The following is a 22,789-nucleotide window of genomic DNA, read 5'->3' on the forward strand; positions in this document are numbered from 1 at the left end:
CCCGGCCACCTGAGCCTCTCGCCACCTGATGCGCCCGGCACCCGATGCGCCCGGCCCGCGCCGAAGGGAATGTTCCACGTGAAACCAGTCGATCCACGTCTGCTCCGGTACGCACGCGCCAGCCGTGTCTTCCTCGTGGCGTCCGTGGCCCTCGGTCTGGCCGGGGCGGGGCTGGTCGTCGCTCAGGCGATGCTCATCGCCGAGATCGTCGTCGGCGGTTTCCAGCACGGCCTCGACGCCGGCGGGCTGCGCACACCGCTGCTGCTGCTCGCCGCCGTCGCGGCCGGCCGGGGAGTCGTCGCCTGGCTGACCGAGCTGTGCGCGCACCGCGCCAGCGCGGCCGTCAAGTCCGAGCTGCGCGGACGGCTGCTGGAGCGGGCCACCGCCCTGGGCCCGTCCTGGCTCTCCACCCAGCGCACCGGTGAACTCACCACGCTCGCCACCCGCGGGGTCGACGCGCTCGACGACTACTTCGCCCGCTACGTGCCGCAGCTCGGGCTGGCCGTCGTCGTACCGGTCGTGGTGCTCGCCCGGATCGTCACCTCGGACTGGGTCTCGGCGCTCACCATCGCGCTGACCCTCCCCCTCATCCCGCTCTTCATGGCGCTGATCGGCTGGGCCACCCAGGACCGGATGAACCGCCAGTGGCGGCTGCTCGCGGGCCTGTCCGGGCACTTCCTGGACGTGGTCGGCGGCCTGCCCACCCTGAAGGTGTTCGGCCGCGCCAAGGCGCAGGCCGACTCCATCCGCGCCATCACCGACGAGTACCGGCGCGCGACCATGCGGACGCTGCGCCTGGCGTTCCTGTCGTCCTTCGCCCTGGAACTGCTCGCGACGATCTCCGTGGCCCTGGTCGCCGTCGGTGTCGGCATGCGGCTGGTCCACGGGGACCTGGACCTCTACACGGGGCTCGTCGTCCTGGTGCTGGCGCCCGAGGCGTACCTGCCGCTGCGGCAGGTGGGCGCGCAGTACCACGCGGCGGCCGAGGGGCTGGCGGCCGCGGACGAGGTCTTCGCCGTCCTGGAGACGGAGCCGGCCGCCGCCGGGACGCTGCCCGCCCCCGACCTGCGGCACGCGACCATCACCGTGGGCCGGCTGACGGTGCACCACGACGGCCGGGAGCGGCCCTCGCTGCCGGAGGTCTCCCTCACCGTCTCCCCCGGCGAGACGGTCGCCGTCGTCGGCCCCAGCGGTGTCGGCAAGACCACGCTGCTGGCGGCGCTGCTCGGCTTCGCCCGGCCGTCCGGCGGCCGGGTCCTGGTCGACGGCACCGACCTGGCCGCGCTCGATCCCGCGAGCTGGCACCGGCAGATCGCCTGGGTCCCGCAGCGTCCGCACCTCTTCGCCGGGACCGTCGCCGAGAACGTCCGCCTGGCCCGGCCGGACGCCACCGACGAGGAGGTGCTGGCCGCCCTGCGCGACGCCGGCGCCCTCGACTTCGCCGCGCTGGAGACTCCCCTCGGCGAGGGCGGCTCCGGCATCTCCGCGGGCCAGCGGCAGCGGCTGGCCCTCGCCCGCGCCTTCCTGGCCGACCGTCCGCTGCTGCTGCTCGACGAGCCGACCGCCAACCTGGACGGGGACACCGAGGCCGCCGTGGTGGACGCCGTCCGCCGGCTGGCGGCGGGCCGCACCGTCCTGCTCGTCGTCCACCGCCCGGCCCTGCTCGCGGTCGCCGACCGCACGATCCGGCTGCGGCCCGCCCCGGCCGACGCGGGCACCGCCGTGCCCGCCGCCGAGGTGCGCCGGCCGCCGCAGGGCGCGCAGGCCGCGTCGGACGTCCCGCCTCCGCAGGACGCGCCGAGCGCCGCCGGCGGAGGACGCCCGCTGCGGCGGGTGCGCCGGATGGCGGGGCCGCTGCGGGGGCGCTTCGCCCTGGCGCTGCTGCTGGGGGCGCTGGCGCTCGGCTCCGCGGTGGGCCTGATGGCCACGTCCGGCTGGCTGATCAGCCGGGCCTCGCAGCAGCCGCCGGTGCTCTACCTGATGGTCGCGGTCACGGCGACGCGCGCGTTCGGCATCGGGCGGGCGGTGTTCCGCTACGCGGAGCGGCTGGTGTCGCACGACGCGGTCTTCCGCTCGCTCGCGGACCTGCGGGTGGCCGTCTACCGGCGGCTCGAACGGCTCGCGCCCGCCGGCCTGCGGGCCACCCGGCGCGGCGATCTGCTCTCCCGGCTGGTCGCGGATGTCGACGGGCTGCAGGACTACTTCCTGCGCTGGCTGCTGCCCGCCGGGACCGCCGTGGTGGTCTGCGGCGCGTCGGCGGCCTTCACCGGCTGGCTGCTCCCCGAGGCGGGCGTGCTGCTGGCGGTCGGCCTGCTGGTCGCGGGCGCGGGCGTGCCCGCGCTGGCCGCCGTGCTGTCGCGGCGGACCGAAGGGCGGCTCGCGCCGGCCAGGGGCGCGTTGTCGACACATGTGGTGGACCTGCTGACCGGCACCGCCGAGCTGACCGTCGCGGGCGCGCTGCCGGGCCGGCGGGAGCGCGCCGCGCGCGCCGACCGCGGCCTCACCCGGATCGCCGCCCGGTCCGCCGCGGCGAGCGCGCTGGGGGCGGGGCTGACCGCACTGGTGTGCGGTCTGACGGTGGTGGCCTGCGCGTACGCCGGGGTCCAGGCGGTGCGGGACGGCCGGCTCGACCCGGTCGCCCTCGCGGTCGTGGTGCTCACCCCGCTCGCCGCGTTCGAAGCGGTCGCGGGGATGCCGCTCGCGGCGCAGTACCGGCAGCGCAGCCGGGCGGCGGCGCTGCGGGTTCACGAGGTGCTGGACGCGCCGGAGCCGGTCCGCGAGCCGCAGCGGCCCGCGCAGCCGCCGGTGCTGCCGTTCCCGCTGGTCGTCCGCGACCTGACGGCCCGCTACCCGGGAGGGGACCGACCGGCGCTGGCCGGGTTCGACCTCGAACTGACCCGGGGCCGCCGGATCGCCGTGGTCGGCCCGTCGGGCGCGGGCAAGACGACGCTGGCGCAGGTGCTGCTGCGCTTCCTCGACGCGGAGAGCGGCTCGTACACGCTCGCCGGCACCGAGGGGGCCGCGCTGGACGGCGACGAGGTGCGCCGGCTCGTCGGCCTGTGCGCGCAGGACGCGCACGTTTTCGACAGCTCGGTCCGCGAGAACCTGCGGCTGGCGCGCCCGGCCGCAGATGACGACGCGCTGCGCGCGGCACTCGCCGCCGCCCGGCTGGACGTGGACCTGGACCTGGACACGCTGGTGGGCGAGCACGGCGCCCGGCTCTCGGGCGGGCAGCGGCAGCGCCTCGCGCTGGCCCGCGCGCTGCTCGCCGACTTCCCCGTCCTGGTGCTCGACGAGCCCGCCGAGCACCTGGACCTGGCGACCGCCGACGCGCTGACCGCGGATCTGCTCGACGCCACCCGGGGCCGGACGACCGTGCTGATCACGCACCGGCTGGCGGGCCTGGCGGGGGACGCCGTGGACGAGATCGTCGTCCTCGACCGGGGGCGCGTCGCGCAGCGCGGTACGTACGAGGAGCTGGCCGCGCTCGAAGGACCGTTCCGCCGCACCCTCGAACGCGAGCGCGCCGCGGACCTGGCCGCCGTCTGATCGCAGTGCCGGGCCCGCTGTGCTGACCGGCAGGGACAAACCAGAACAAATACGCTGAGGAGCATGGCAGACGACAGCGAGCCGTCGATCCTCAACTTCCAGGGCGTGGCCTCCCAGATCACCCTGCGCCTGCCCGAGCTGCTGGAGGCCGTCGTCTCCGTCGGCACCGGCCTGGAACTGCACACGACGCTGCGCAGGATCGTCCAGACCGCGGCCGAGCTGGCGTCCGCCCGCTACGCGGCGCTCGGGGTGCTCAACGACGACGGCACCGGCCTCGCCGACTTCGTCACCTACGGCATGTCGGATGAGGTCATCGAACGCATCGGCGCGATCCCGGACGGCCGTACGGGGCTGCTCGGTGAAGTCATCCGCCATCCGGTGCCGCTGCGGGTCGCCGACATCACGGAGGATCCGCGCTCGGCGGGGGTCCCGCCGGGCCACCCCCCGGTGCGGGCCTTCCTCGGGGTGCCGATCCGCGTCCACTCCGAGGTCTTCGGGAACCTCTACCTGACCGAGAAGCGCGGCGGCGGCGAGTTCACCGAGGAGGATCTGCAGGTGGTGCGGATCCTGGCCACCGAGGCGGGGATCGCGATCGGCAACGCGCGGCTGTACGAGGCGACCCGGCAGCGCGAACGCTGGATCAACGGTTCAGCGGCTCTCACCACCGCACTGCTGACGGGCGACACGGCGGAGGACGCGCTCGACGTCGTCGCCGAGCAGGCCCGCAAGCTGGCCGAGGCCGCCGCCGGGCTCGTCCTGCTGCCGACGGAGGAGGGCGGCCTGGAGGTCGTCGCGGTCTCCGCCGACGAACCGGCCGGGATGATCGGCACCGTCATCCAGGCGGAGAGCCCGGTCGCCCGGCTGCTGCTCGACGGGGAGCCGGTCTTCGTCGACGACTCGTCCATGGACGTGCGGATGACCACCCACCTGGCCCCCAGGTTCGGGCCCAGCATGATGCTCCCGCTCAAGAGCAACGACCGGGTGATCGGCACGCTGGCGCTGCCGCGCGAGCGCGGCGGCAAGCCGTTCACCGAGGTGGAACGCACCCTGGCCACCCAGTTCGCCGCGCAGGCCGCGCTGGCGCTGCTGCTGGTCGACGTCCAGCGCGACCGGGAGCGGCTGGCGGTCTACGAGGACCGCGACCGGATCGCCCGTGACCTGCACGACCTGGTCATCCAGCGGCTCTTCGCGACCGGGCTGATGCTCCAGGGCGCGCAGCGCCGCTCGGTGGTCCCGCAGGTGCGGGACGGTATCGGCAAGGCCGTCGACGAACTGGACGCCACCATCCAGGAGGTGCGCACCGCGATCTTCGCACTCCAGCAGACCCCCGCCGACCAGCCGGCCGGTCTGCGGACCCGGGTGCTGCGGGAGATCGGCACGGCCGCCGTCCCCCTGGGCTTCCAGCCGTCGGTGCGCTTCGTGGGGGCGGTGGACGCGCTGGTCGGCGAGTTGACCGCGAAGAACCTGATCGCCGCGCTGCGCGAGGTGCTGTCGAACGCCTTGCGGCACGCGCGGGCGAACCGCGTCGACGTGCTGATCGACGCGACGGTCACGCTGCCGCGAGCCGCCGGCGGTGCCGGCGCCGCGGTGACCGGGGTGCGGCTGACGGTCACCGACGACGGCGTGGGCATCCCGGCGGAGGGCCGCCGCAGCGGCCTGAGCAATCTGGCGCGGCGCGCGGAGGCCCTCGGCGGGTCGAGCGGCTACGGTCCGGGGCCGGACGGGACGGGCACGACGGTGGTGTGGGAGGCGCCGCTGTAGCGGCGCCCCCGTTCCGGCCGGCGCGGGGCTCAGTTGCCGCGGGTCAGCAGGATCCGCTCGATGATGCGGGCCACGCCGTCGTCCTGGTTGGCGGCGGTGCGGTGCGTGGTGGCGGCGAGGACCGCGGGGTGCGCGTTGGCGACCGCGTACGAGGTGCCCGCCCAGCTGAGCATCGCCAGGTCGTTCGGCATGTCGCCGAAGGCGACGACCTCCTCGGCCGACACCCCGCGCTCCGCGCAGCACCGGGCGAGGGTGGTGGCCTTGCTGACCCCGGGGCCGCTGATCTCCAGCAGCGCGGACGCGCTGGAACGGGTGATCTCGCCGTGCTCGCCCGCCGCGTCCAGCGCCGTGGCGAGGAACGCGTCCGGGTCGGCGTCCGGGTGCTTGGCCAGCAGCTTGAGGACCGGGGCGCCGTTGTCGGCGAGCAGCTCCTCGGCGGGCGCGATCACCGCGTCTGGCATCGGGGCGTACGGGGGGTACGCGGGCTCGTACGAGAAGCCGTTCGTCCGCTCCACGGCGAAGGTCGTGCCGGGCACGGCCGCGCGCAGCGCCTCCACGACGGCGAGCGCGTCCTTCGTGTCGAGCGGGTACGCGGCGAGCAGCCGGCCGCGGTGCAGGTCGTACACGGCGGCGCCGTTCGCGCAGATCGCCATCCCGTGCCGGGCGGTGTGCTCGGCGACGACGTTCATCCAGCGGGCGGGCCGGCCGGTGACGAAGAAGACCTCGATGCCGGCCGCCTCGGCGTCCGCGAGCGCGGCGATCGTGCGGTCCGAGACCGTCTTGTCGTCACGCAGCAGCGTGCCGTCGAGGTCGGTGGCGATCAGCCGGGGCGGGCGGGCCGACGGGCGGGCGTCCGGGGACTGGGGATGCTCGGGGGCTGAGGTCACAGCCCCCATCCTCCCGTATACGACCTCGCCACCCGCACACAGGTACGGCCGCGGGTCGCCCCGCGGTGCGACTCATCCCTGGTCGCGCGCCCCCTCCGTCCGAGTGGCGCCGTCGGCGGGGAGGCCGGCGAGGGTGTCCAGGGTGCGGGCCAGGACCTCGCGTTCCGCGGCGGCCGCGACGAAGGCCGGGACGCCTCGACGGCCGACCAGCTCGCGGACGGCGCTCACCGTGTCCGCCGGCAGCGAGACCGGGACGACGGCGGGCTCCGCCGGGGGCGCCGGCTCCGCCACGAGATCGCCGAGGTGCCTTCTGACCTGCTCGGTGGCCATCATGCGCATCGCGCGCGCCAGCTCCGCGTCCAGGGTCTGCTGGGCGAGCGGGCGCAGCCGCCGGACGAGGGACGCCGCCTCCGCCGCCTCGGCGTCGGTGGGCGGATGGTCCAGATAGCGCTGGAACACGTGCTCGGTGGTGAACTGCAGGAACCGCTCCGAGATGTACTCGACCTGGATCCGCAGCTCCCTCAGGTGGCCGCTGATCGCGGACAGCGGGACGCCCGCGGAGTACAGCTCGGCGGCGGCCGCCAACTCCTGCGGGCTGGGGACGAGGAACTCGTCCTCACTGCCGGGGACGGCCTCCAGCACCCCCAGGTCCAGGGCGTCGGTGATGGCGGCCTCGTCCGGCACGCCGCCGAAGGACTCGATCAGCTCGGCTCGGGAGATCCGGGCCGGCGTCTCGTCGGACCAGGGCCGGTCCACCTCGTTGACCAGGCCGAGGACCCCGCCGAGGCCGGTGCCGGAGTCCCACGCCTCCAGCAGCTCCTTGATGCTGGCCAGCGTGTAGCCGCGCTCCAGGAGGTCGGCGATCTGCCGCAGCCGGGCCAGGTGCGTCTCGTCGTACACGTTGGCCCGGCCCCGGCGTTCGGGTTTCGGCAGCAGCCCGCGGTCCTGGTAGCCCCGGATCGTGCGGACCGTGGTGCCACTGGAGTGGGCCAGGTCCTCGATCCGGTAGCCGTGGCGCTCGACGGTCGGGTGGCTCATGGTGGGGGACCTCCTGGCCCGGCCTAGACAGGCGGGTCGAGACGGGCCAGGCCGCGGAGCGCCCTGGGGGACAGCCGGCCCAGCAGCCGGGCGCCGCGCGCCTCGGGGGTGACCGGGACGACCGCGGAGTTGCGCAGGACCGCGCGCACGATCGCCTCGGCGACCTTCTCCGGAGGGTAGTTGCGCAGCCCGTACAACCGGGACGATCGGGCACGGCGCCGGTCCTGCTCGGCGTCGTCGGCCCCGGCGAAGCGGGTGGTCGAGGTGATGTTGGTGTTGACGATACCGGGGCAGATGGCGGTCACCCCGATGTCGTGCGGGGCCAGTTCGGCCCGCAGGCACTCGCTGAGCATCAGCACGGCGGCCTTGGACGTGCTGTAGGCGGGCAGCGCGCGCGACGGCTGGAAGGCGGCGGCCGAGGCGGTGTTGACGATGTGGCCGCCCTGGCCGCGGTCGACCATCTGCCGGGCGAAGAGCCGGCAGCCGTGGATGACGCCCCACAGGTTGACGTCCAGCACCCGCTTCCACTCCTCGGGGGTGGTGTCGAGGAAGGAGCCGGCCAGGCCGATGCCGGCGTTGTTGACCACGACGTCGGGCACGCCGTACTCGGTGGCGGTCCTCTCCGCGAGCTTCTCCATGGCCTGCTCGTCGGAGACGTCCACGGTCTCGGCCCACGCGTCCGGCGCGCCGATCAGCCGGGACAGCTCCGCGGTGCGGGCCGCGGACTCCGCGTCCCGGTCCACCGCGATGATCCGCGCGCCCGCCTCGGCGAAGGCGAACGCGGTGGCCCGTCCGATGCCGCTGCCCGCGCCCGTCACCAGCACCAGCCGGCCGGCGAAGCGCTCACCCGCGGGACCGGGCCGGTCCGGGGTGGTCCGGGCGGGACGGCCCTCCTCGTTGGACGTCACGAACTCCCCGATCCACTGGGCGAGCTGGTCCGGACGGGTCCGCGGCACCCAGTGCTTCGTGGCGATCGTGCGGCGCCGCAGGTCGGGGACCCACTGCTCCAGCCCGTCGTAGAGCTTCTGCGACAGGAACGGGTCGCCGGTCGGGGTGATCAGCTGCACCGGCACGTGGGCGTACGCGTCCGTGCGCGGGGCGCGCATCCGCTCCCTGACGTTGTCCCGGTAGAGCCACGTGCCGTGGGCGGCGTCCTCGGGCAGCGAGGCCGTCGGGTACTCAGCGGACGAGACCTTCTCGGCGCGGGCGAGCAGCTTGGGCCACTGCCGGCCGAGCACTCCGCGCCAGGCCAGCTCCGGCAGCACGGGGGTGTGGAGCGCGTACACGTACCAGGACTTGGCGCCCTGGCCGAGGAGCTGGGCGAGCCGGCGCGGGGTCGGCCGCGCGACGCGCTGCTTGATCCAGTGGCCGAGGTGGTCGAGGGAGGGGCCGGAGAGGGACGTGAAGGTCGCGATCCGGCCCTCGGTGCGTCCCACCGTGGCGAACTCCCAGCCCTGGACCGAGCCCCAGTCGTGGCCCACGAGGTGGACCGGCCGGTCCGGGCTGACGGCGTCCGCGACGGCCAGGAAGTCGTCGGTCAGCTTCTCCAGCCGGAAGCCGCCGCGCAGCGGTCGCGGCGCGGTCGAGCGCCCGTGGCCGCGCACGTCGTAGAGCACCACATGGAAGCGGTCCGCGAGCCGGTCGGCGACCTGCGACCACACCTCCTTGCTGTCCGGGTAGCCGTGCAGCAGCACCACGGTCGGCAGCGACACGTCCCCGTACTCGACGACGCACAGCTCCACCCCGTCGCCCGCCACCCACCGCTCGCGCGGCGCCCGGTGCTCCGGACTCGCCTTGCCTTCTCCCACGCCGTCTCGGCTCATACGGTCAGACCCGCTTCCTTCCAGCGCTTCACATGCGGTACCTCGTCGTCCAGCCAGTACGCGTCCGTGGCCGTGACCACGAGGATCTCCTCGAACTTCGCCCCGGTCCCGCGGAATCCGAGATGGGGCTCGACGGCCCACAGGCCCGGTTGCGGCGGGTGGTCGGACATCCGGTACGGGCTCCACAGCGGGGACCAGCCGTCCCGGTGCCCGTGCAGCGCGTCCTTCGCCAGCCCCCGCAGGCTCTGGGTGCCGAAGCCGGCGATCCGCGGCGACCAGCGCCGCTCGCGCACCCGGTCGACCTTGTGCGCGATGACCCCGAACGGATAGGCGCGGTGGCGGTTGGCGTACCCCTGCCGCACCATCAGCCGGTCCACGTCCTCGTAGATCGTCCGCAGTGGGCGGCGCTCGCGCACTCCGTGCAGGATCAGCTCACGGTGGTCGCGCAGATCCGCCAGCAGCCGGTCGTGGACGGGGTTGAGGCCCAGGCAGCCGGAGTACCCGATGTCGGCGGTGTACGCCTGGAAGACCGGGGCGACGTCCAGGATGAAGGGCATCCCCGGCTCCAGCCGCCGCTGCGTGGGGAAGAACTGCAGCGGCACCCTGAAGCCCGTGAAGGCCGTCCGGTCCCCGAACCAGGCGAACGGCAGATGGAACCAGTCCCGCACGCCCCGCTCGCGCAGCCACTCCCGCATCAGGCGGGCGGCCTCCCGCTCGGTCACCCCCGGTCTGAGCTGCGCCGCGACCGCCTCGGCGCACGCGTACGCCAGCCGCTGGACCTCGCGGAACCCGTCCAGCTCGTCCGCCGGTACGCTCGCCGGCCCCTGCACCGGCACGTTCGATCGATGACTCATCGCCACCGCCCACCCCCAGTACGGCACCCAGCCCGGCGTGCGCCGACCAACCCTGACATCGATGAATGTGACATCACTCCATGGCAAGGTCAAGAGCGCCTTCCCCGCCTGTGGAAAACCCCTGTCACCCCGCCATGACCCTGACATCGATCCCGCGCTCGGAGGACATCCCCTACGGGGGGTCAGCCCGCAGGACTACGCGGATTGGGCCCCCGAGAGGGACGCTCCGGTGTGGTCTGCGCCACTACCGTCGGGGACGTGACTGTGATCGTGACCGAAAGCCTGAGCAAGCGGTACCCGAGGGTGACCGCCCTGGACCGGCTCTCCGTGGACATCACCCCCGGTGTGACCGGGCTGGTGGGTGCGAACGGCGCCGGCAAGTCGACCCTGATCAAGATTCTGCTGGGTCTGTCCCCGGCCACCGAGGGCCGTGCCGCCGTGCTCGGACTCGACGTGGCCACCGATGGCGCGGCGATCCGCGGTCTGGTCGGGTACATGCCCGAACACGACTGCCTGCCGCCCGATGTCTCGGCGACCGAGTTCGTCGTCCACATGGCGCGGATGTCCGGGCTGCCGCCCGCCGCGGCCCGCGAGCGCACCGCCGACACCCTGCGCCACGTCGGGCTGTACGAGGAGCGGTACCGCGCCATGGGCGGCTACTCCACGGGCATGAAGCAGCGCGTCAAGCTGGCGCAGGCGCTGGTGCACGACCCGAAGCTGGTCCTCCTCGACGAGCCGACCAACGGCCTGGACCCGGCGGGCCGCGACGAGATGCTGGGACTGATCCGCCGGGTCCACAGCGACTTCGGCATCTCCGTCCTGGTCACCTCGCACCTGCTCGGCGAGCTGGAGCGCATCAGCGACCACGTCGTCGTCATCGACGGCGGGAAGCTGCTCCGCTCCTCCTCCACCAGCGACTTCACGCAGGCCACCGCCTCCCTCGCGGTCGAGGTCACCGACACCGACCGGCACCCGCACGGCACCGAGGCGCTGCGCACGGCGCTGACCGCGCTGGGCGTCTCCGTCCGGGGCGAGGGCCCCGGCTCCGCCGGCGCGAACATCGGCCACATCCTGCTCGTCGACATGGACGGCGAGGCCACCTACGACCTCATCAGGGACTCGGTCGCCGACCTGGGCCTGGGCCTGGTGCGGATGGAGCAGCGGCGCCACCGCATCGCGGAGGTCTTCAGCTCCGACGACACGACTGACGACACGACTGACGACACGACTGACGACACGACCCACGACGCAACCGACGCGAAGGGCGGCGAGTCCGACGCCCTGGAGACCGCGGGCGCCGACGGCAGCCGGCCGCAGAAGGGAGGCAGCCGAGATGCAGCCTGACACCGTTCCCGTTCCCGCCCAGCAGGAGCCCCAGCGCGCCGCCGACGTCATCCACAACATCGGCTACCGCCACTACGACGGCCCGCGCCTCGGCCGCGGCTACGCCCGCCTCTCCCTCTTCTCGCAGAGCCTGCGCGGCGCCTACGGCCTCGGCCGGTCGGCGAAGTCCAAGGTCCTGCCCATGCTGCTGTTCGCCGCGATGTGCGCTCCCGCGCTGATCATCGTCGCGGTCGCGATCAGCACGAAGATGACCAAGCTGCCGCTGCAGTACATGCAGTACACGATCTACCTGCAGATGGTCATCGCGCTCTTCGTCGCGGCCCAGGCCCCGCAGTCCGTCTCCCGCGACCTGCGGTTCAAGACGACGCCGCTGTACTTCTCGCGCCCCATCGAGCGCATCGACTACGTCGCCGCCAAGTTCGCGGCGATGACGGCGGCGCTGTTCATCCTGACCGCGGTGCCGCTGGTCATCCTCTACGTCGGCGCGCTGCTGGGGAAGTTCGGCTTCGCGTCCCAGACGGCCGGCTTCGGGAAGGGAATCGTGGCCGCTCTCCTGCTCTCCCTGCTGCTGGCCGGCATCGGCATGGTCATCGCCGCCATCACCCCCCGCCGCGGGTTCGGCGTCGCCGCGATCATCGCGGTCATCGCCATCTCGTACGGCGCGGTCAGCGCCATCCAGGGCGTCGCCTACAGCCAGGAGAACTTCGACGCGGAGGGCTGGTTCGGCCTCTTCTCCCCGATCAGCCTGCTGGACGGTGCGCAGTCCTGGTGGCTCGGCGCCACCGTCTCCAACCCGGGCAACTACGGCCCGCCCGACGCCCTCGCGGGCATCGTCTACCTGATCGTGCTCCTCGGTGTGATCGCCGGCTGCTTCGGCCTGCTGATGCGCCGCTACCGGAAGGTCGGACTCTCGTGACGACGATCACCATCGACAACGTCTCGCGCTGGTTCGGCAACGTGGTGGCGGTCAACGACGTCACCATGTCGATCGGCCCCGGCGTGACGGGCCTGCTCGGCCCGAACGGCGCGGGGAAGTCCACCCTCATCAACATGATGGCCGGCTTCCTCGCCCCCTCCACCGGCTCCGTCACCCTCGACGGCACCCGGATCTGGCGCAACGAGCAGGTGTACCACCACATCGGGATCGTGCCCGAGCGGGAGGGGATGTACGACTTCCTCACCGGCGCCGAGTTCGTCCTGGCCAACGCCGAGCTGCACGGGCTGCCCGACCCCGGCGCCGCCGCGCACCGCGCCCTGGCGACCGTCGAGATGGCGTACGCGCAGGACCGCAAGATCGACACATACTCCAAGGGCATGCGGCAGCGCGTGAAGATGGCTTCGGCCCTCGTCCACGACCCGTCGGTGCTCCTGCTCGACGAGCCCTTCAACGGCATGGACCCGCGCCAGCGGCTGCACCTGATGGACCTGCTGCGGCAGATGGGCTCCGACGGCCGGACCGTGCTGTTCTCCTCGCACATCCTGGAGGAGGTCGAGCAGCTCGCGAGCCACATCGAGGTCGTGGTGGCCGGCCGGCACGCCGCGTCCGGCGACTTCCGCAAGATCCGCCGTCTGATGACGGACCGCCCGCACCGCTACCTCGTCCGGTCCAGCGACGACCGGCAGCTGGCCGCCGCGCTCATCGCGGACGCGTCGACCGCCGCGATCGAGCTCGACTGGTCCGAGAAGGCGCTGCGCATCCAGGCGATCGACTTCTCCGGCTTCACGGAGCTGCTGCCGCGCGTCGCCCGGGAGAACGGCATCCGGCTGTACACGGTCTCGCCGTCCGACGAGTCCCTGGAGAGCGTCTTCTCCTACCTGGTCACGGCGTAAGCGCGGCCCAGACGGCCCTAAGGAGCCCACCGATGTACAACCCCACCGTGGCCCGGCTCACCTTCCGGGCGCTGCTCGGCAGGCGCCGCGCACTCATCCTCTTCGCGCTGCCCGCGCTGCTGATCGTCATCGCCGGCGCCGTGCGCGCCCTGGCCGGCGTGGACGACCAGGTCACCAGCGACCTGCTGGGCGGCTTCGCGCTCGCGACGATGGTGCCGCTGATCGGCGTCATCGCCGGCACGGGCGCCATCGCACCGGAGATCGACGACGGATCGATCGTCTACCTGCTGGCCAAACCGCTGAAGCGGCCGTCGATCATCCTGACGAAACTGGTCGTCGCGATCGGCGTCGCCATGGCGTTCTCGGCCATCCCGACCCTCATCGCCGGCTTCATCCTGAACGGCAACAGCCAGCAGCTCGCGGTCGCCTACGGCATCGCCGCGGCCGTCGCGTCGGTCACCTACGCCGCCGTCTTCCTGCTGCTGGGCGTCGTCACCCGGCACGCGGTGGTGGCGGGGCTCGTCTACGCGCTGGTCTGGGAATCCCTCATCGGCAACCTCGTGCCGGGCGCCCGCACCCTCAGCGTCCAGCAGTGGGCGCTGGCGCTGGCGGAGAAGATCGGCGGCGGCGAGATCGTGCAGTCCGACGTCGGGCTCCCGGTCGCGGTCGTCCTGCTCCTCGCGGTGACGGTCGCCGCCACGTGGTTCGCCGCGCAGCGGCTGCGCTCGCTGACCCTGGCGGGCGAGGAGTAACACCCGCAGGGGGCAGGACAAGGGCAGGGGCGAGGGCGGGGACCGGGTCTCAGATCCTGCGGTCCCTGCCCGCGCCCAGTCCCGCGGCGAGCTGCGCGCAGCACACCAGCAGCATCAGCACGATCGGCGCGGTCCAGCCGCCGGTGCTCTGGTAGAGCGCGCCGGCCGCCAGCGGTCCCGCGGCGGCGAGCAGGTAGCCGACGCCCTGCGCCATCCCCGACAGCCGTGCGGCGGTGTACGCGTTCCGGCTGCGGAGCACGATCATCGTCAGCGCCAGCCCGACGGCGCCGCCCTGGCCGACGCCGAGCAGCGCGGCCCACACCCAGGCGCCGCCCACCGGGTCCACCAGCAGCCCCACGTACCCGGCGGCGGTCAGGCCGACGGCGGCGGCGACCAGCGGGCCCTGGCTGCGCATCCGGCCCGCGAGCAGCGGGAAGACGAACGCGCCCACCACCTGGATCAGGTTGCTGACGGCGAAGACGATCCCGGCGGTGCCCTTGCTCATCCCGTGGTCGGTGAGGATCGTCGGCATCCAGGCGATGACGACGTAGACGAGCAGCGACTGCAGGCCCATGAAGCAGGTGACCTGCCAGGCCAGCGGCGCCCGCCAGACGTTCGTGTCGCGGACCGCCGGACCCGTGCCGGGAGGCGTCGCGGGCGTGCCGGGCGGGCCGGAGGCGCCGGAACGGCTCCGGCGCGACAGCACCACCTGCGGGAACCAGACCGCGGCCGCGACGGCCGCCGGCAGCGCCCAGAACGCCAGCGCCTCCTGCCAGCTGCCGCCGAACGACTTCTCCAGGGGGACGGACACCCCGGCCGCCGTCGACGCGCCGATGACCATCGAGCAGGTGTAGAGCGACGTCATGCTCGCGGCCCGGTGCGGGAAGTCGCGCTTGATCAGGCCGGGCATCAGGACGTTGAGCAGGGCTATCGCCGTTCCCAGCAGGATGCTGCCGGCGAACAGCGCGGTGACGGAGGAGAGCGAGCGCACCACGATCCCGGCGGCCAGCGCCACCAGCGCGGCGAAGAGCACCTGTTCGGTGCCGAACCGCTGCGAGAGCCGGGGCGCGACCATCGAGCCGAGACCGAGGAAGAGCACCGGCACCGACGTGACCAGGCTGCTCACCGTCGAGGAGAGCCCGTAGTGCGCGCTGACGTCACCGACCAGCGGCGCCATGCTGGCCAGCGCGCCCCGCATGTTGAGCGAGGCCACGACGATGCCGGCCAGCAGCAGGAAGGGGTGGGAGAGCAGCCGGGACGACGCGGACGGGCGGCGGTGGCCGGGCTCCGCGTCGATCAGCGGGACGGTGACGGTCGTACGGGGCAAAACGGGCGCCTTTCCGGAACGTGATGCGTGGAGCGGTGGAGCGGTGGAGCGGTCGAGCGGTGCAGCGGTCGATCGGGTGGTGCGGGTCGGCGGTCGTGCGGTCCCGGACGGTTCAGCCGGCGGCGGGGTCGTCCGGTGCCGCGGCCGGGCCGTCCGGTTCGACGGCGAGGAGGGCCTCGACCGCGCGCAGCGGCTCCCGCAGCAGCGCCCGCGCGGCGCTGTCGGCCGCCTGCGGGTCCCCCGCCTCGATGGCGTCGACCAGCGCGGTGTGGGTCGCGAGGTCGATCGGCGGCATGTCGCTGTCGCCGACCGCGGCCAGCAGCGACTCGCGGACGGACGAGCTGAAGTAGCGGTAGACCTCGGTCAGCGCGGCGTTGTGCGCGGCCTCCACCACGTACTGGTGGAAGCGGACGTCGTCGTCGGCCTGGGCGTCGCCGACCAGTTCCGCGCCGTGCCCGTGCACGGTGCCGAGCGCCGAGCGCATGCGCTCCAGGTCCGCCGGCGTCCGCCGGACGGCGGCCAGCCGGGCACCCTCCGCCTCCAGTGCGACACGCAGCTCCAGCACGTCGCGGATGCCGGCCCTGCGCATGCCGCGGAGCACGGCGGCGGGGTCGGCCCGGGAGATCACGTACGTGCCCTGGCCCTGGCGCGACTCCAGCTGGCCGGCGTGCGCCAGCACCCGGACCGCTTCGCGGACCGTGTTGCGGCCGACGCCGAGGAGGTCGGCCAGTTCGTGTTCGGTGGGGATGCGCATCCCGACCTGCCAGGTCCCGGCGGCGAGCTGCTCGCGCAGCTGCTCGACGACGGTGTCGACGAGGGAGCGGCGGTCGGCCGCGTGCAGTGTCATCCGGTCATCCTACAACTTGGTCGAACGCCTCGGGTCGAGCCCGTCGGGCGGCCTTGTTGAAACTTCAAGGGAATGGGGTTATGGTGAATGAAGTTGAACGTTGAACTACTCGTAAGGAGCACATCATGGGCCTCTTCAACCGCACCAGGACCGCGGACGCCGGCACCGCCGTGGCGACCGCCCCCGCCGCAGCCGACCTGTCGCACCTCACCGGTGAGTACACCGTCGACCCGACCCACAGCGAGATCGGCTTCTCCGTCCGGCACGCGATGGTCACCACCGTCCGCGGCCAGTTCACCGAGTACGAGGGCTCGCTGCACCTCGACGGCGGCAACCCGCACCTGTCCACCGCCGAGCTGGTCATCAAGGTCGCCAGCATCGACACCAACCAGGCCCAGCGCGACGAGCACCTGCGCACCGGCGACTTCTTCGACGCCCCCGCCTTCCCGGAGATCACCTTCCGCTCCACCGCCGCCGAGCGCCTGGGCGAGGACTCGTACCGCATGACGGGCGACCTCACCATCAAGGGCACCACCCGCCCGGTCACGCTCGACCTCGCCTACAACGGCTCCGCCAAGGACCTGTACGGCAACGAGCGCGTCGGCTTCGAGGGCACCGCGAAGATCGACCGCACCGACTGGGGCCTGAACTACAACGCGGCCCTGGAGACCGGTGGCGTGCTCATCGGCGAGCAGGTGAAGCTGAGCTTCGACATCTCCGCCATCAAGAACGCCTGATCCTGATCCCGACCCTGGCCCCCGGGGCGCCTCCCGCGCCCCGCCGACCGGGCGTGATCAAGAACGTCCGAAACGCGATTGGCCGCGTCGAGCGGCCCTGACAGATGATGAGGGTGATGGCCGCAGAGCAAGTCACCCCAACGCCCGCCGAGCGCCGCCGCATCACCCTCAAGGGTGTGGGGCGCTTCGGCGTCTCCTGGGTGCGTTCCTCCCCCGGGACCCACATCTGGCTGCTGATCCTGACGATCACGACCTGCGTGGTCGCCGTCGTGTCGCCGCACGTGCGGGCGTACCTGCTGCACCACGTCAGCACCAACCTCATCGAACTGCGGCAGCACCCGATCCGGGTGCTGCTCGCCAGCGCCCTGTGGGTCGCGACCCCGTCCGGCTTCGCCATCTACTTCGTCTTCTACGAGCTGGTGCACGCGCCCGCCGAACGCTGGCTGGGCACCTGGCGCTGGCTCGTCGTCGTCGCCACCGCGCACATCGGCGCCACGCTCGTCAGCCAGAAGGCCGTACTGTTCGGCATCCATTACGACCGGCTGCCGCGCTCCCTCGCCCACACCATCGACGTGGGGGTCAGCTACGGGATGGCCGGGGTCGTCGGGGTGCTGACGTACCTGGTGCCGCGCCCCTGGCGGTGGGGTTACCTGCTGGGGATCCTGACGTTCTTCACGGTGCCGGTCCTCACCAGCCGCACCTTCACCGACCTCGGCCACCTCACGGCCGTCCTCATCGGCCTGGCCTGCTACGCGCTGACGCCGGCCGCGCGCCTGCCCGGGAGCCCGCGCCCGCCGCAGCCCCCTACGGGCCGTCCGGCCGCCGACCGCCGGCCGGCGGAAGGATCCGGCACAGGGCTTCGAGAGCGCCGCTGAACGCGTGCTCCGGCGGGGTGCCGTACCCGACGACCAGCCCGTCCTGCACCGGCATCGTGCTGTCGGGGTGGCGGTATCCGGCCAACCCGTCCAGGACGAGACCGCGGGCGAGCGCCGCCCGGACGGCGGCGTCCTCCGTACCCGGCGGCAGCTCCAGCACCGCGTGCAGCCCGGCCGCGACGCCGGAGACGTCGATGTGCGGTGCCCGCTCGGCGAGCGCGGCGACGAGCAGATCGCGCCGCCGGCGGTAGCGCTGCCGCATCCGCCGGACGTGGCGGTCGTAGGCGCCGGAGGTGATGAGGTCCGCCAGGGTCAGCTGGTCCAGGGCGCTCGCCGTGGCCTCCCGCTCCCCCTTGGCGGCCACCACCTCCGCCACGAGCGGACCGGGCAGCACCATCCAGCCCAGCCGCACCGCCGGTGACAGGCTCTTGCTGACCGACCCGAGGTGGACGACGCGCTCCGGGTCGAGCCCCTGCAGGGCGCCGACCGGCTGCCTGTCGTAGCGGAACTCCCCGTCGTAGTCGTCCTCCAGGACGGTGCCGCCCGTCGTCCTGGCCCAGTCGACGACGGCCGCCCGCCGCTCCGGGCCGAGCGGCCCGCCGGTCGGGAACTGGTGGGCGGGCGTGAGCAGCACGGACCTCGCGCCGCTCGCCGCCAGCTCCCCGGTACGGGCGCCCTCCGCGTCGACCGCGAGCGGCACCGTGCGCATCCGGGCGGCGGCCAGGATGCCCCGGTGGAACGCCAGCCCGTACGCCTCCACGGCCATCGGGCCGCGCAGCACCCGGACCAGCAGCCGCAGGCTGTGGGCGAAGCCCGAGCTGATGACGATCGAGGCCGGGTCGGTCCGCACCCCGCGGGCGCGGGCGAGGTACTCGGCCAGCGCCTCGCGCAGCTCCGGGCGGCCGTGCGGGTCACCGGGGCCGAACGCCTCGGTGGGCGCCGCGGTCAGCGCGCGGCGGGCGGAGGTGAGCCAGGAGGAGCGGGGGAAGCTGCTCGCGTCCGGCTGCCCCTGCAGCAGGTTGTACGCGGGCCGCGCGGGCGGCGGGGAGGGGACGGGGGAGGCGGGTCCGCGCCGCGCGGGCGCGGCCCGCGGTGCGACGCGGGTGCCGGAGCCCTGGCGGGCGGTCAGCCAGCCCTCGGCGACGAGTTCGGCGTACGCCTCCGCGACGGTGTTGCGGGCGATGCCGAGGTCGGCGGAGAGCGTGCGGTAGGGCGGCAGCCGGGTGCCGGGGGCGAGCCGCCCGGAGCGGATCGCCTCGCGCAGTGCCCGCATCAGCGAGGCCCGCCGGCCGCCGGGACCGGTCAGCTCCAGGTGGAGATCGCTGCCGAAGGACCCGGCGGCACCCGGACCCGACGCCGGACCAGGACCCGGATCGGCACCTGAGCCCGAACCCACGCCCGCATCCGCACCTGAATCCGCACCTGAACCCGGATCCGCACCTGCATCCGCACCCGCTGGACCGCCCCTCGCCACCGTCATGGCGCGGTGCCTAGGCGGCGGCCGCGAGGAGCCGTTCCAGGACGACGGCGATGCCGTCGTCCTCGTTCGACGTGGTCACCTCGTCGGCGACGGCCTTCAGCTCGTCGTGGGCGTTGGCCATCGCGACGCCGTGGGCCGCCCACGCGAACATCGGCAGATCGTTGGGCATGTCGCCGAAGGCGATGGTGTCGGCGGCCTTGAGGCCCAGCCGGCGGGCGGCGATGGAGAGGCCGGTGGCCTTGCTGAGGCCGAGCGGCAGCAGCTCGACGATGCCCTCGCCCGCCATCGTCACCCCGACGAGGTCGCCCGCGACCTCGCGCGCGACCCGGGCCAGCTCGTCGTCGTCCAGGTCGCCGTGCTGCAGGTAGAGCTTGTTGAGCGGGGCGCTCCACAGCTCGCTGTCGTCCTTCATGTGGATGACCGGCAGCTCGGGGTGGTACTGGTACCCGGCGCCGACCAGCACGTCGCCCTCCAGACCGTCCTGGCTCGCGGCCAGGAAGATCGGGCCGATCTCGGCCTCGATCTTGGCCAGCGCGAGCCCGGCGAGCTGCCGGTCCAGCGTCACGGAGGTCAGCAGCCGGTGCTCGCCCGCGTGGTAGACCTGCGCGCCCTGGCCGCACACGGCCAGGCCGTCGTAGCCCAGGTCGTCCAGTATCTGCCGGGCCCAGGGCACGGAGCGGCCGGTGACGACGATGTGGGCGGCGCCCGCCGCGGTGGCCGCGGCGAGCGCTGCCCGCGACCGCTCCGAGACGGTGTGGTCGCCGCGCAGCAGCGTGCCGTCCAGGTCGGTGGCGATCAGTCGGTACGGGAGGGGTGCGGAGGAGCTCACTTGCTGACCGGCTCCAGGAACTCACGGCCGCCCAGGTAGGGGCGCAGGACCTCCGGGACCCGGACCGAGCCGTCGGCCTGCTGGTGGTTCTCCAGGATCGCCACGATGGTGCGCGGTACGGCGCACAGCGTGCCGTTGAGCGTGGCGAGGGGGCGGGTGCCGTTCTCGTCACGCATCCGGATCGACAGCCGGCGGGACTGGAACTCGGTCGTGTTCGACGTCGAGGTCAGCTCGCGGTACTTGCCCTGGGTCGGGATCCACGCCTCGCAGTCGAACTTGCGCGACGCCGAGGCGCCCAGGTCGCCCGAGGCCAGCTCGATCACCTGGAACGGCAGTTCCAGCGCGGTGAGCCACTGCTTCTCCCACTCCAGGAGCCGCTGGTGCTCGGCCTCCGCGTCCTCCGGTGTGGTGTAGACGAACATCTCGACCTTGTCGAACTGGTGCACCCGGATGATGCCGCGGGTGTCCTTGCCGTACGAACCGGCCTCGCGGCGGTAGCAGGGCGAGAAGCCCGCGTACCGCAGCGGCAGCTTGCCCGCGTCGATGATCTCGTCCATGTGGTACGCGGCGAGCGGGACCTCGGAGGTGCCGACCAGGTACAGGTCGTCCTTCTCCAGGTAGTACACGTCGTCGTCGACCTGGCCGAGGTAGCCGGTGCCGGCCATGGCCGCGGGCTTGACCAGGGTGGGCGTCAGGATCGGCACGAAGCCGGCCGCGGTGGCCTGCGCGATGGCCGCGTTGACCAGGGCCAGCTCCAGGAGCGCGCCGACGCCCGTCAGGTAGTAGAAGCGCGAGCCGGAGACCTTGGCGCCGCGGTCCACGTCGATGGCGCCCAGGATCTCGCCGAGCTCCAGGTGGTCCTTGGGCTCGAAGCCCTCGGCCGCGAAGTCGCGCGGCGCACCGAGCTGCTCCAGGACGACGAAGTCCTCCTCGCCGCCGATCGGCGCGTCCGGGTGCACGAGGTTGCCGAGCTTGAGCAGCAGGCTCTGGGCCTCCTGCGCGGCCTCGTTCTGCTCCGCGTCCGCCGCCTTGACGGCGGCCGAGAGCACGCCGGTCTTCTTCAGCAGCTCGGCCTTCTCGTCCCCCTGGGCCTTGGGGATGAGCTTGCCGAGCTGGCGCTGCTCGGCGCGCAGCTCGTCGAAGCGGTGACCGGACGACCTGCGCCGCTCGTCGGCGGAGAGGAGGGCGTCGACGAGCGCGACGTCCTCTCCACGGGCGCGCTGGGAGGCGCGCACACGGTCGGGGTCCTCACGAAGCAGGCGAAGGTCAATCACGGCTACAGGCTACCGGGGCGGCGGGGCCCAACGCGACAACTTAAGGGCTTTTGATGGCGTTATGTCCGTTTCGAAGAAACGGGGGGCGGAATGCAATAACGGACAAAAGGTCGCCGTCAACCGAATTCACCGCATCCCTCCATCGGGGCACCGCCCTTGTGGAGAAGGGGAGTTGGGAGGGGGTGCGAGCCCCTCCAGAACCCCGGTTATCCACAGGTGGATGGGGATTCTTTTCCTTTGTCCACAGGTTGTGTGTGCGAACTGTGGAAGACGGACTTGATCGTTCCGGACGCCCTGTGTTCGGCGAAGGATTCCCGGTCCAAACCCTCTTAACACGCACTTTCGAGTGAGAAGTGTTCCCTCTATAGAGTTGATCAGCGGAATTGGGCTGACGAAGGGTGACCTGAGCCGCTGTGGCCGACCGTGGTGCCTGTGTACCGATTTGTCGACTAGGTCGGATTGGTCTGTCGACTTATCCCCAGTTATCCCCAGGCCCGACCTCAGGCCTGTGGATAACTCGGTGGACAACGTGGAAGCCTTGACGAGGGCCCTGACGAGGGCCCTGATGGGGACGTGGACGGGGCGTGGACGAGCGCCTCGGCGGGGATGTGGACGGGGCCCGGAGCGGGACGGGTCAGCCCCGTCCGTCCAGTGCCCGTCCCAGCCAGTCCGCGGCGTCGGTGAACTCGTCGTCGGTCGTCCCGGGGCGCACCTGGGGGCGGACCTCGTCGGCCCGCGGGTACGAGCCCAGGAACCGCACCTGGGGGCAGATCCGCTTGAGCCCCATGAGCGCCTCGCTGACCCGGCGGTCGGTGATGTGCCCCTCGCAGTCCACCGAGAAGCAGTACCGGCCGATGCCCTCGCCTGTCGGCCGGGACTCGATACGCACGAGGTTCACGCCGCGCACGGCGTACTCCTGCAGCAGCTCCAGCAGCGCGCCCGGATGGTCGTCGCCCAGCCAGAACACCGCCGAGGTCTTGTCCGCGCCGGTCGGCGCCGCCGGCCGGCCCGGCCGCCCGACCAGGACGAAGCGCGTCGCCGCGTTCTTCGCGTCATGGATCTCGGTGACCAGCGGCTCCAGCCCGTACGTGGCCGCCGCGAACTCGCCCGCGAAGGCCCCGTCGAAGCGGCCCTCCTGCACCAGCCGCGCCCCGTCCGCGTTCGACGCCGACGACTCCCACACCGCGTCCGGCAGCTGCGCCCGCAGCCACTTGCGCACCTGAGGCTGCGCGACCGGGTGGCCGGTCACCGTCTTCACGTCGCCGAGCTGCGTGCCCGGCCGCACCAGCAGCGCGAACGCGATCGGCAGCAGCACCTCGCGGTAGATCATCAGTGGGGTGCCGGTGGCCAGCTCGTCCAGGGTGGCGGTGACGCCGCCCTCCACCGAGTTCTCGATGGGCACCAGTGCCCCGCCGGCCTCGCCGTTGCGCACGGCGTCCAGCACCGCCGGCACCGACACCATCGGCACCAGCTCCCGGGTCGCCGCCTCGGGCAGCGTTCTGAGCGCTGCCTCGGTGAAAGTGCCTTCAGGACCCAGGTACGTGTAGCGGCTTGCCGACATACGGTCACCCTAATGGGCCGG

General features: G+C 73.0%; 18 protein-coding genes. 8 read left to right on the top strand and 10 right to left on the bottom strand.

Going from position 1 to position 22,789, the window contains the following annotated elements; genetic code table 11:
- Positions 1-78: 78 nt before the first annotated feature.
- The gene (gene cydD, locus ABZ721_RS15495; protein ID WP_358789131.1) at positions 79-3,549 is read left to right on the top strand and encodes a thiol reductant ABC exporter subunit CydD; all 3,471 of its coding nucleotides are present in this window, start codon (positions 79-81) and stop codon (positions 3,547-3,549) included.
- Between the two features lie 63 nt (positions 3,550-3,612).
- Positions 3,613-5,310 carry a GAF domain-containing protein gene (locus ABZ721_RS15500; RefSeq protein WP_358789132.1) on the top strand — a complete coding sequence of 566 codons (1,698 nt, stop codon included), beginning with the start codon at positions 3,613-3,615 and terminating at the stop codon, positions 5,308-5,310.
- Positions 5,311-5,339: 29 nt separating this feature from the next.
- Here ABZ721_RS15500 and ABZ721_RS15505 read toward each other — a convergent pair whose 3' ends face one another.
- From ABZ721_RS15505 to ABZ721_RS15520, 4 genes are all read right to left on the bottom strand, one after another.
- The gene (locus tag ABZ721_RS15505) at positions 5,340-6,206 is read right to left on the bottom strand and encodes a Cof-type HAD-IIB family hydrolase (RefSeq protein ID WP_358789133.1); all 867 of its coding nucleotides are present in this window, start codon (positions 6,204-6,206) and stop codon (positions 5,340-5,342) included.
- Positions 6,207-6,269: 63 nt separating this feature from the next.
- Complete coding sequence (locus ABZ721_RS15510; protein ID WP_358789134.1) at positions 6,270-7,235, bottom strand: MerR family transcriptional regulator; 966 nt, start codon at positions 7,233-7,235, stop codon at positions 6,270-6,272.
- Between the two features lie 23 nt (positions 7,236-7,258).
- Positions 7,259-9,058 carry an SDR family oxidoreductase gene (locus tag ABZ721_RS15515; RefSeq protein WP_358789135.1) on the bottom strand — a complete coding sequence of 600 codons (1,800 nt, stop codon included), beginning with the start codon at positions 9,056-9,058 and terminating at the stop codon, positions 7,259-7,261.
- Entirely contained in the window at positions 9,055-9,912 is an 858-nt protein-coding gene (locus ABZ721_RS15520; RefSeq protein WP_358789136.1) for a M24 family metallopeptidase, read from the bottom strand. Before ABZ721_RS15520 ends, ABZ721_RS15515 begins: the two co-directional genes overlap by 4 nt.
- Positions 9,913-10,176: 264 nt before the next feature.
- On the opposite strand from ABZ721_RS15520, the gene ABZ721_RS15525 reads away from it, so the two are divergent.
- From ABZ721_RS15525 to ABZ721_RS15540, 4 genes are read left to right on the top strand one after another with little or no spacing between them, the layout of a single operon-like run.
- Entirely contained in the window at positions 10,177-11,256 is a 1,080-nt protein-coding gene (locus ABZ721_RS15525; RefSeq protein WP_358789223.1) for an ABC transporter ATP-binding protein, read from the top strand.
- Positions 11,246-12,172 (top strand): ABC transporter permease subunit, encoded by a 927-nt coding sequence (locus ABZ721_RS15530; protein ID WP_358789137.1) that lies wholly within the window; start codon positions 11,246-11,248, stop codon positions 12,170-12,172. Before ABZ721_RS15525 ends, ABZ721_RS15530 begins: the two co-directional genes overlap by 11 nt.
- Positions 12,169-13,086, top strand: coding sequence for an ABC transporter ATP-binding protein (locus ABZ721_RS15535; protein ID WP_358789138.1), 918 nt, complete (start codon positions 12,169-12,171; stop codon positions 13,084-13,086). The genes ABZ721_RS15530 and ABZ721_RS15535 overlap by 4 nt, the downstream gene beginning before the upstream one ends.
- A gap of 32 nt (positions 13,087-13,118) precedes the next feature.
- Positions 13,119-13,838, top strand: coding sequence for an ABC transporter permease subunit (locus tag ABZ721_RS15540; protein WP_358789139.1), 720 nt, complete (start codon positions 13,119-13,121; stop codon positions 13,836-13,838).
- A 49-nt stretch (positions 13,839-13,887) separates the two neighbouring features.
- Here the strand turns inward: ABZ721_RS15540 and ABZ721_RS15545 are convergent, their stop codons facing one another.
- Both ABZ721_RS15545 and ABZ721_RS15550 read right to left on the bottom strand, forming a co-directional pair.
- Positions 13,888-15,165, bottom strand: coding sequence for an MFS transporter (locus ABZ721_RS15545; protein WP_358789140.1), 1,278 nt, complete (start codon positions 15,163-15,165; stop codon positions 13,888-13,890).
- 112 nt (positions 15,166-15,277) lie between these two features.
- Positions 15,278-16,012, bottom strand: coding sequence for a FadR/GntR family transcriptional regulator (locus ABZ721_RS15550; protein WP_358789141.1), 735 nt, complete (start codon positions 16,010-16,012; stop codon positions 15,278-15,280).
- Between the two features lie 125 nt (positions 16,013-16,137).
- On the opposite strand from ABZ721_RS15550, the gene ABZ721_RS15555 reads away from it, so the two are divergent.
- Both ABZ721_RS15555 and ABZ721_RS15560 read left to right on the top strand, forming a co-directional pair.
- Positions 16,138-16,749, top strand: coding sequence for a YceI family protein (locus ABZ721_RS15555; protein ID WP_358789142.1), 612 nt, complete (start codon positions 16,138-16,140; stop codon positions 16,747-16,749).
- Positions 16,750-16,865: 116 nt separating this feature from the next.
- Complete coding sequence (locus ABZ721_RS15560) at positions 16,866-17,624, top strand: rhomboid-like protein (RefSeq protein ID WP_358789143.1); 759 nt, start codon at positions 16,866-16,868, stop codon at positions 17,622-17,624.
- On the opposite strand, the gene ABZ721_RS15565 is transcribed toward ABZ721_RS15560, so the two are convergent.
- From ABZ721_RS15565 to pheA, 4 genes are all read right to left on the bottom strand, one after another.
- Entirely contained in the window at positions 17,554-18,936 is a 1,383-nt protein-coding gene (locus ABZ721_RS15565) for a PLP-dependent aminotransferase family protein (RefSeq protein WP_358789224.1), read from the bottom strand. The genes ABZ721_RS15560 and ABZ721_RS15565 overlap by 71 nt on opposite strands.
- A gap of 178 nt (positions 18,937-19,114) precedes the next feature.
- Positions 19,115-19,933 carry an HAD family hydrolase gene (locus tag ABZ721_RS15570; protein WP_358789144.1) on the bottom strand — a complete coding sequence of 273 codons (819 nt, stop codon included), beginning with the start codon at positions 19,931-19,933 and terminating at the stop codon, positions 19,115-19,117.
- Complete coding sequence (serS, locus tag ABZ721_RS15575) at positions 19,930-21,207, bottom strand: serine--tRNA ligase (RefSeq protein ID WP_358789145.1); 1,278 nt, start codon at positions 21,205-21,207, stop codon at positions 19,930-19,932. Before serS ends, ABZ721_RS15570 begins: the two co-directional genes overlap by 4 nt.
- Positions 21,208-21,841: 634 nt before the next feature.
- On the bottom strand, positions 21,842-22,768 hold the full coding sequence (gene pheA, locus ABZ721_RS15580) for a prephenate dehydratase (protein ID WP_358789146.1): 927 nt from the start codon (positions 22,766-22,768) through the stop codon (positions 21,842-21,844).
- Positions 22,769-22,789: the final 21 nt, after the last annotated feature.

The sequence above is a fragment of the Streptomyces sp. NPDC006733 genome, from assembly GCF_040636125.1.
Classification (GTDB): Bacteria; Actinomycetota; Actinomycetes; order Streptomycetales; family Streptomycetaceae; genus Actinacidiphila.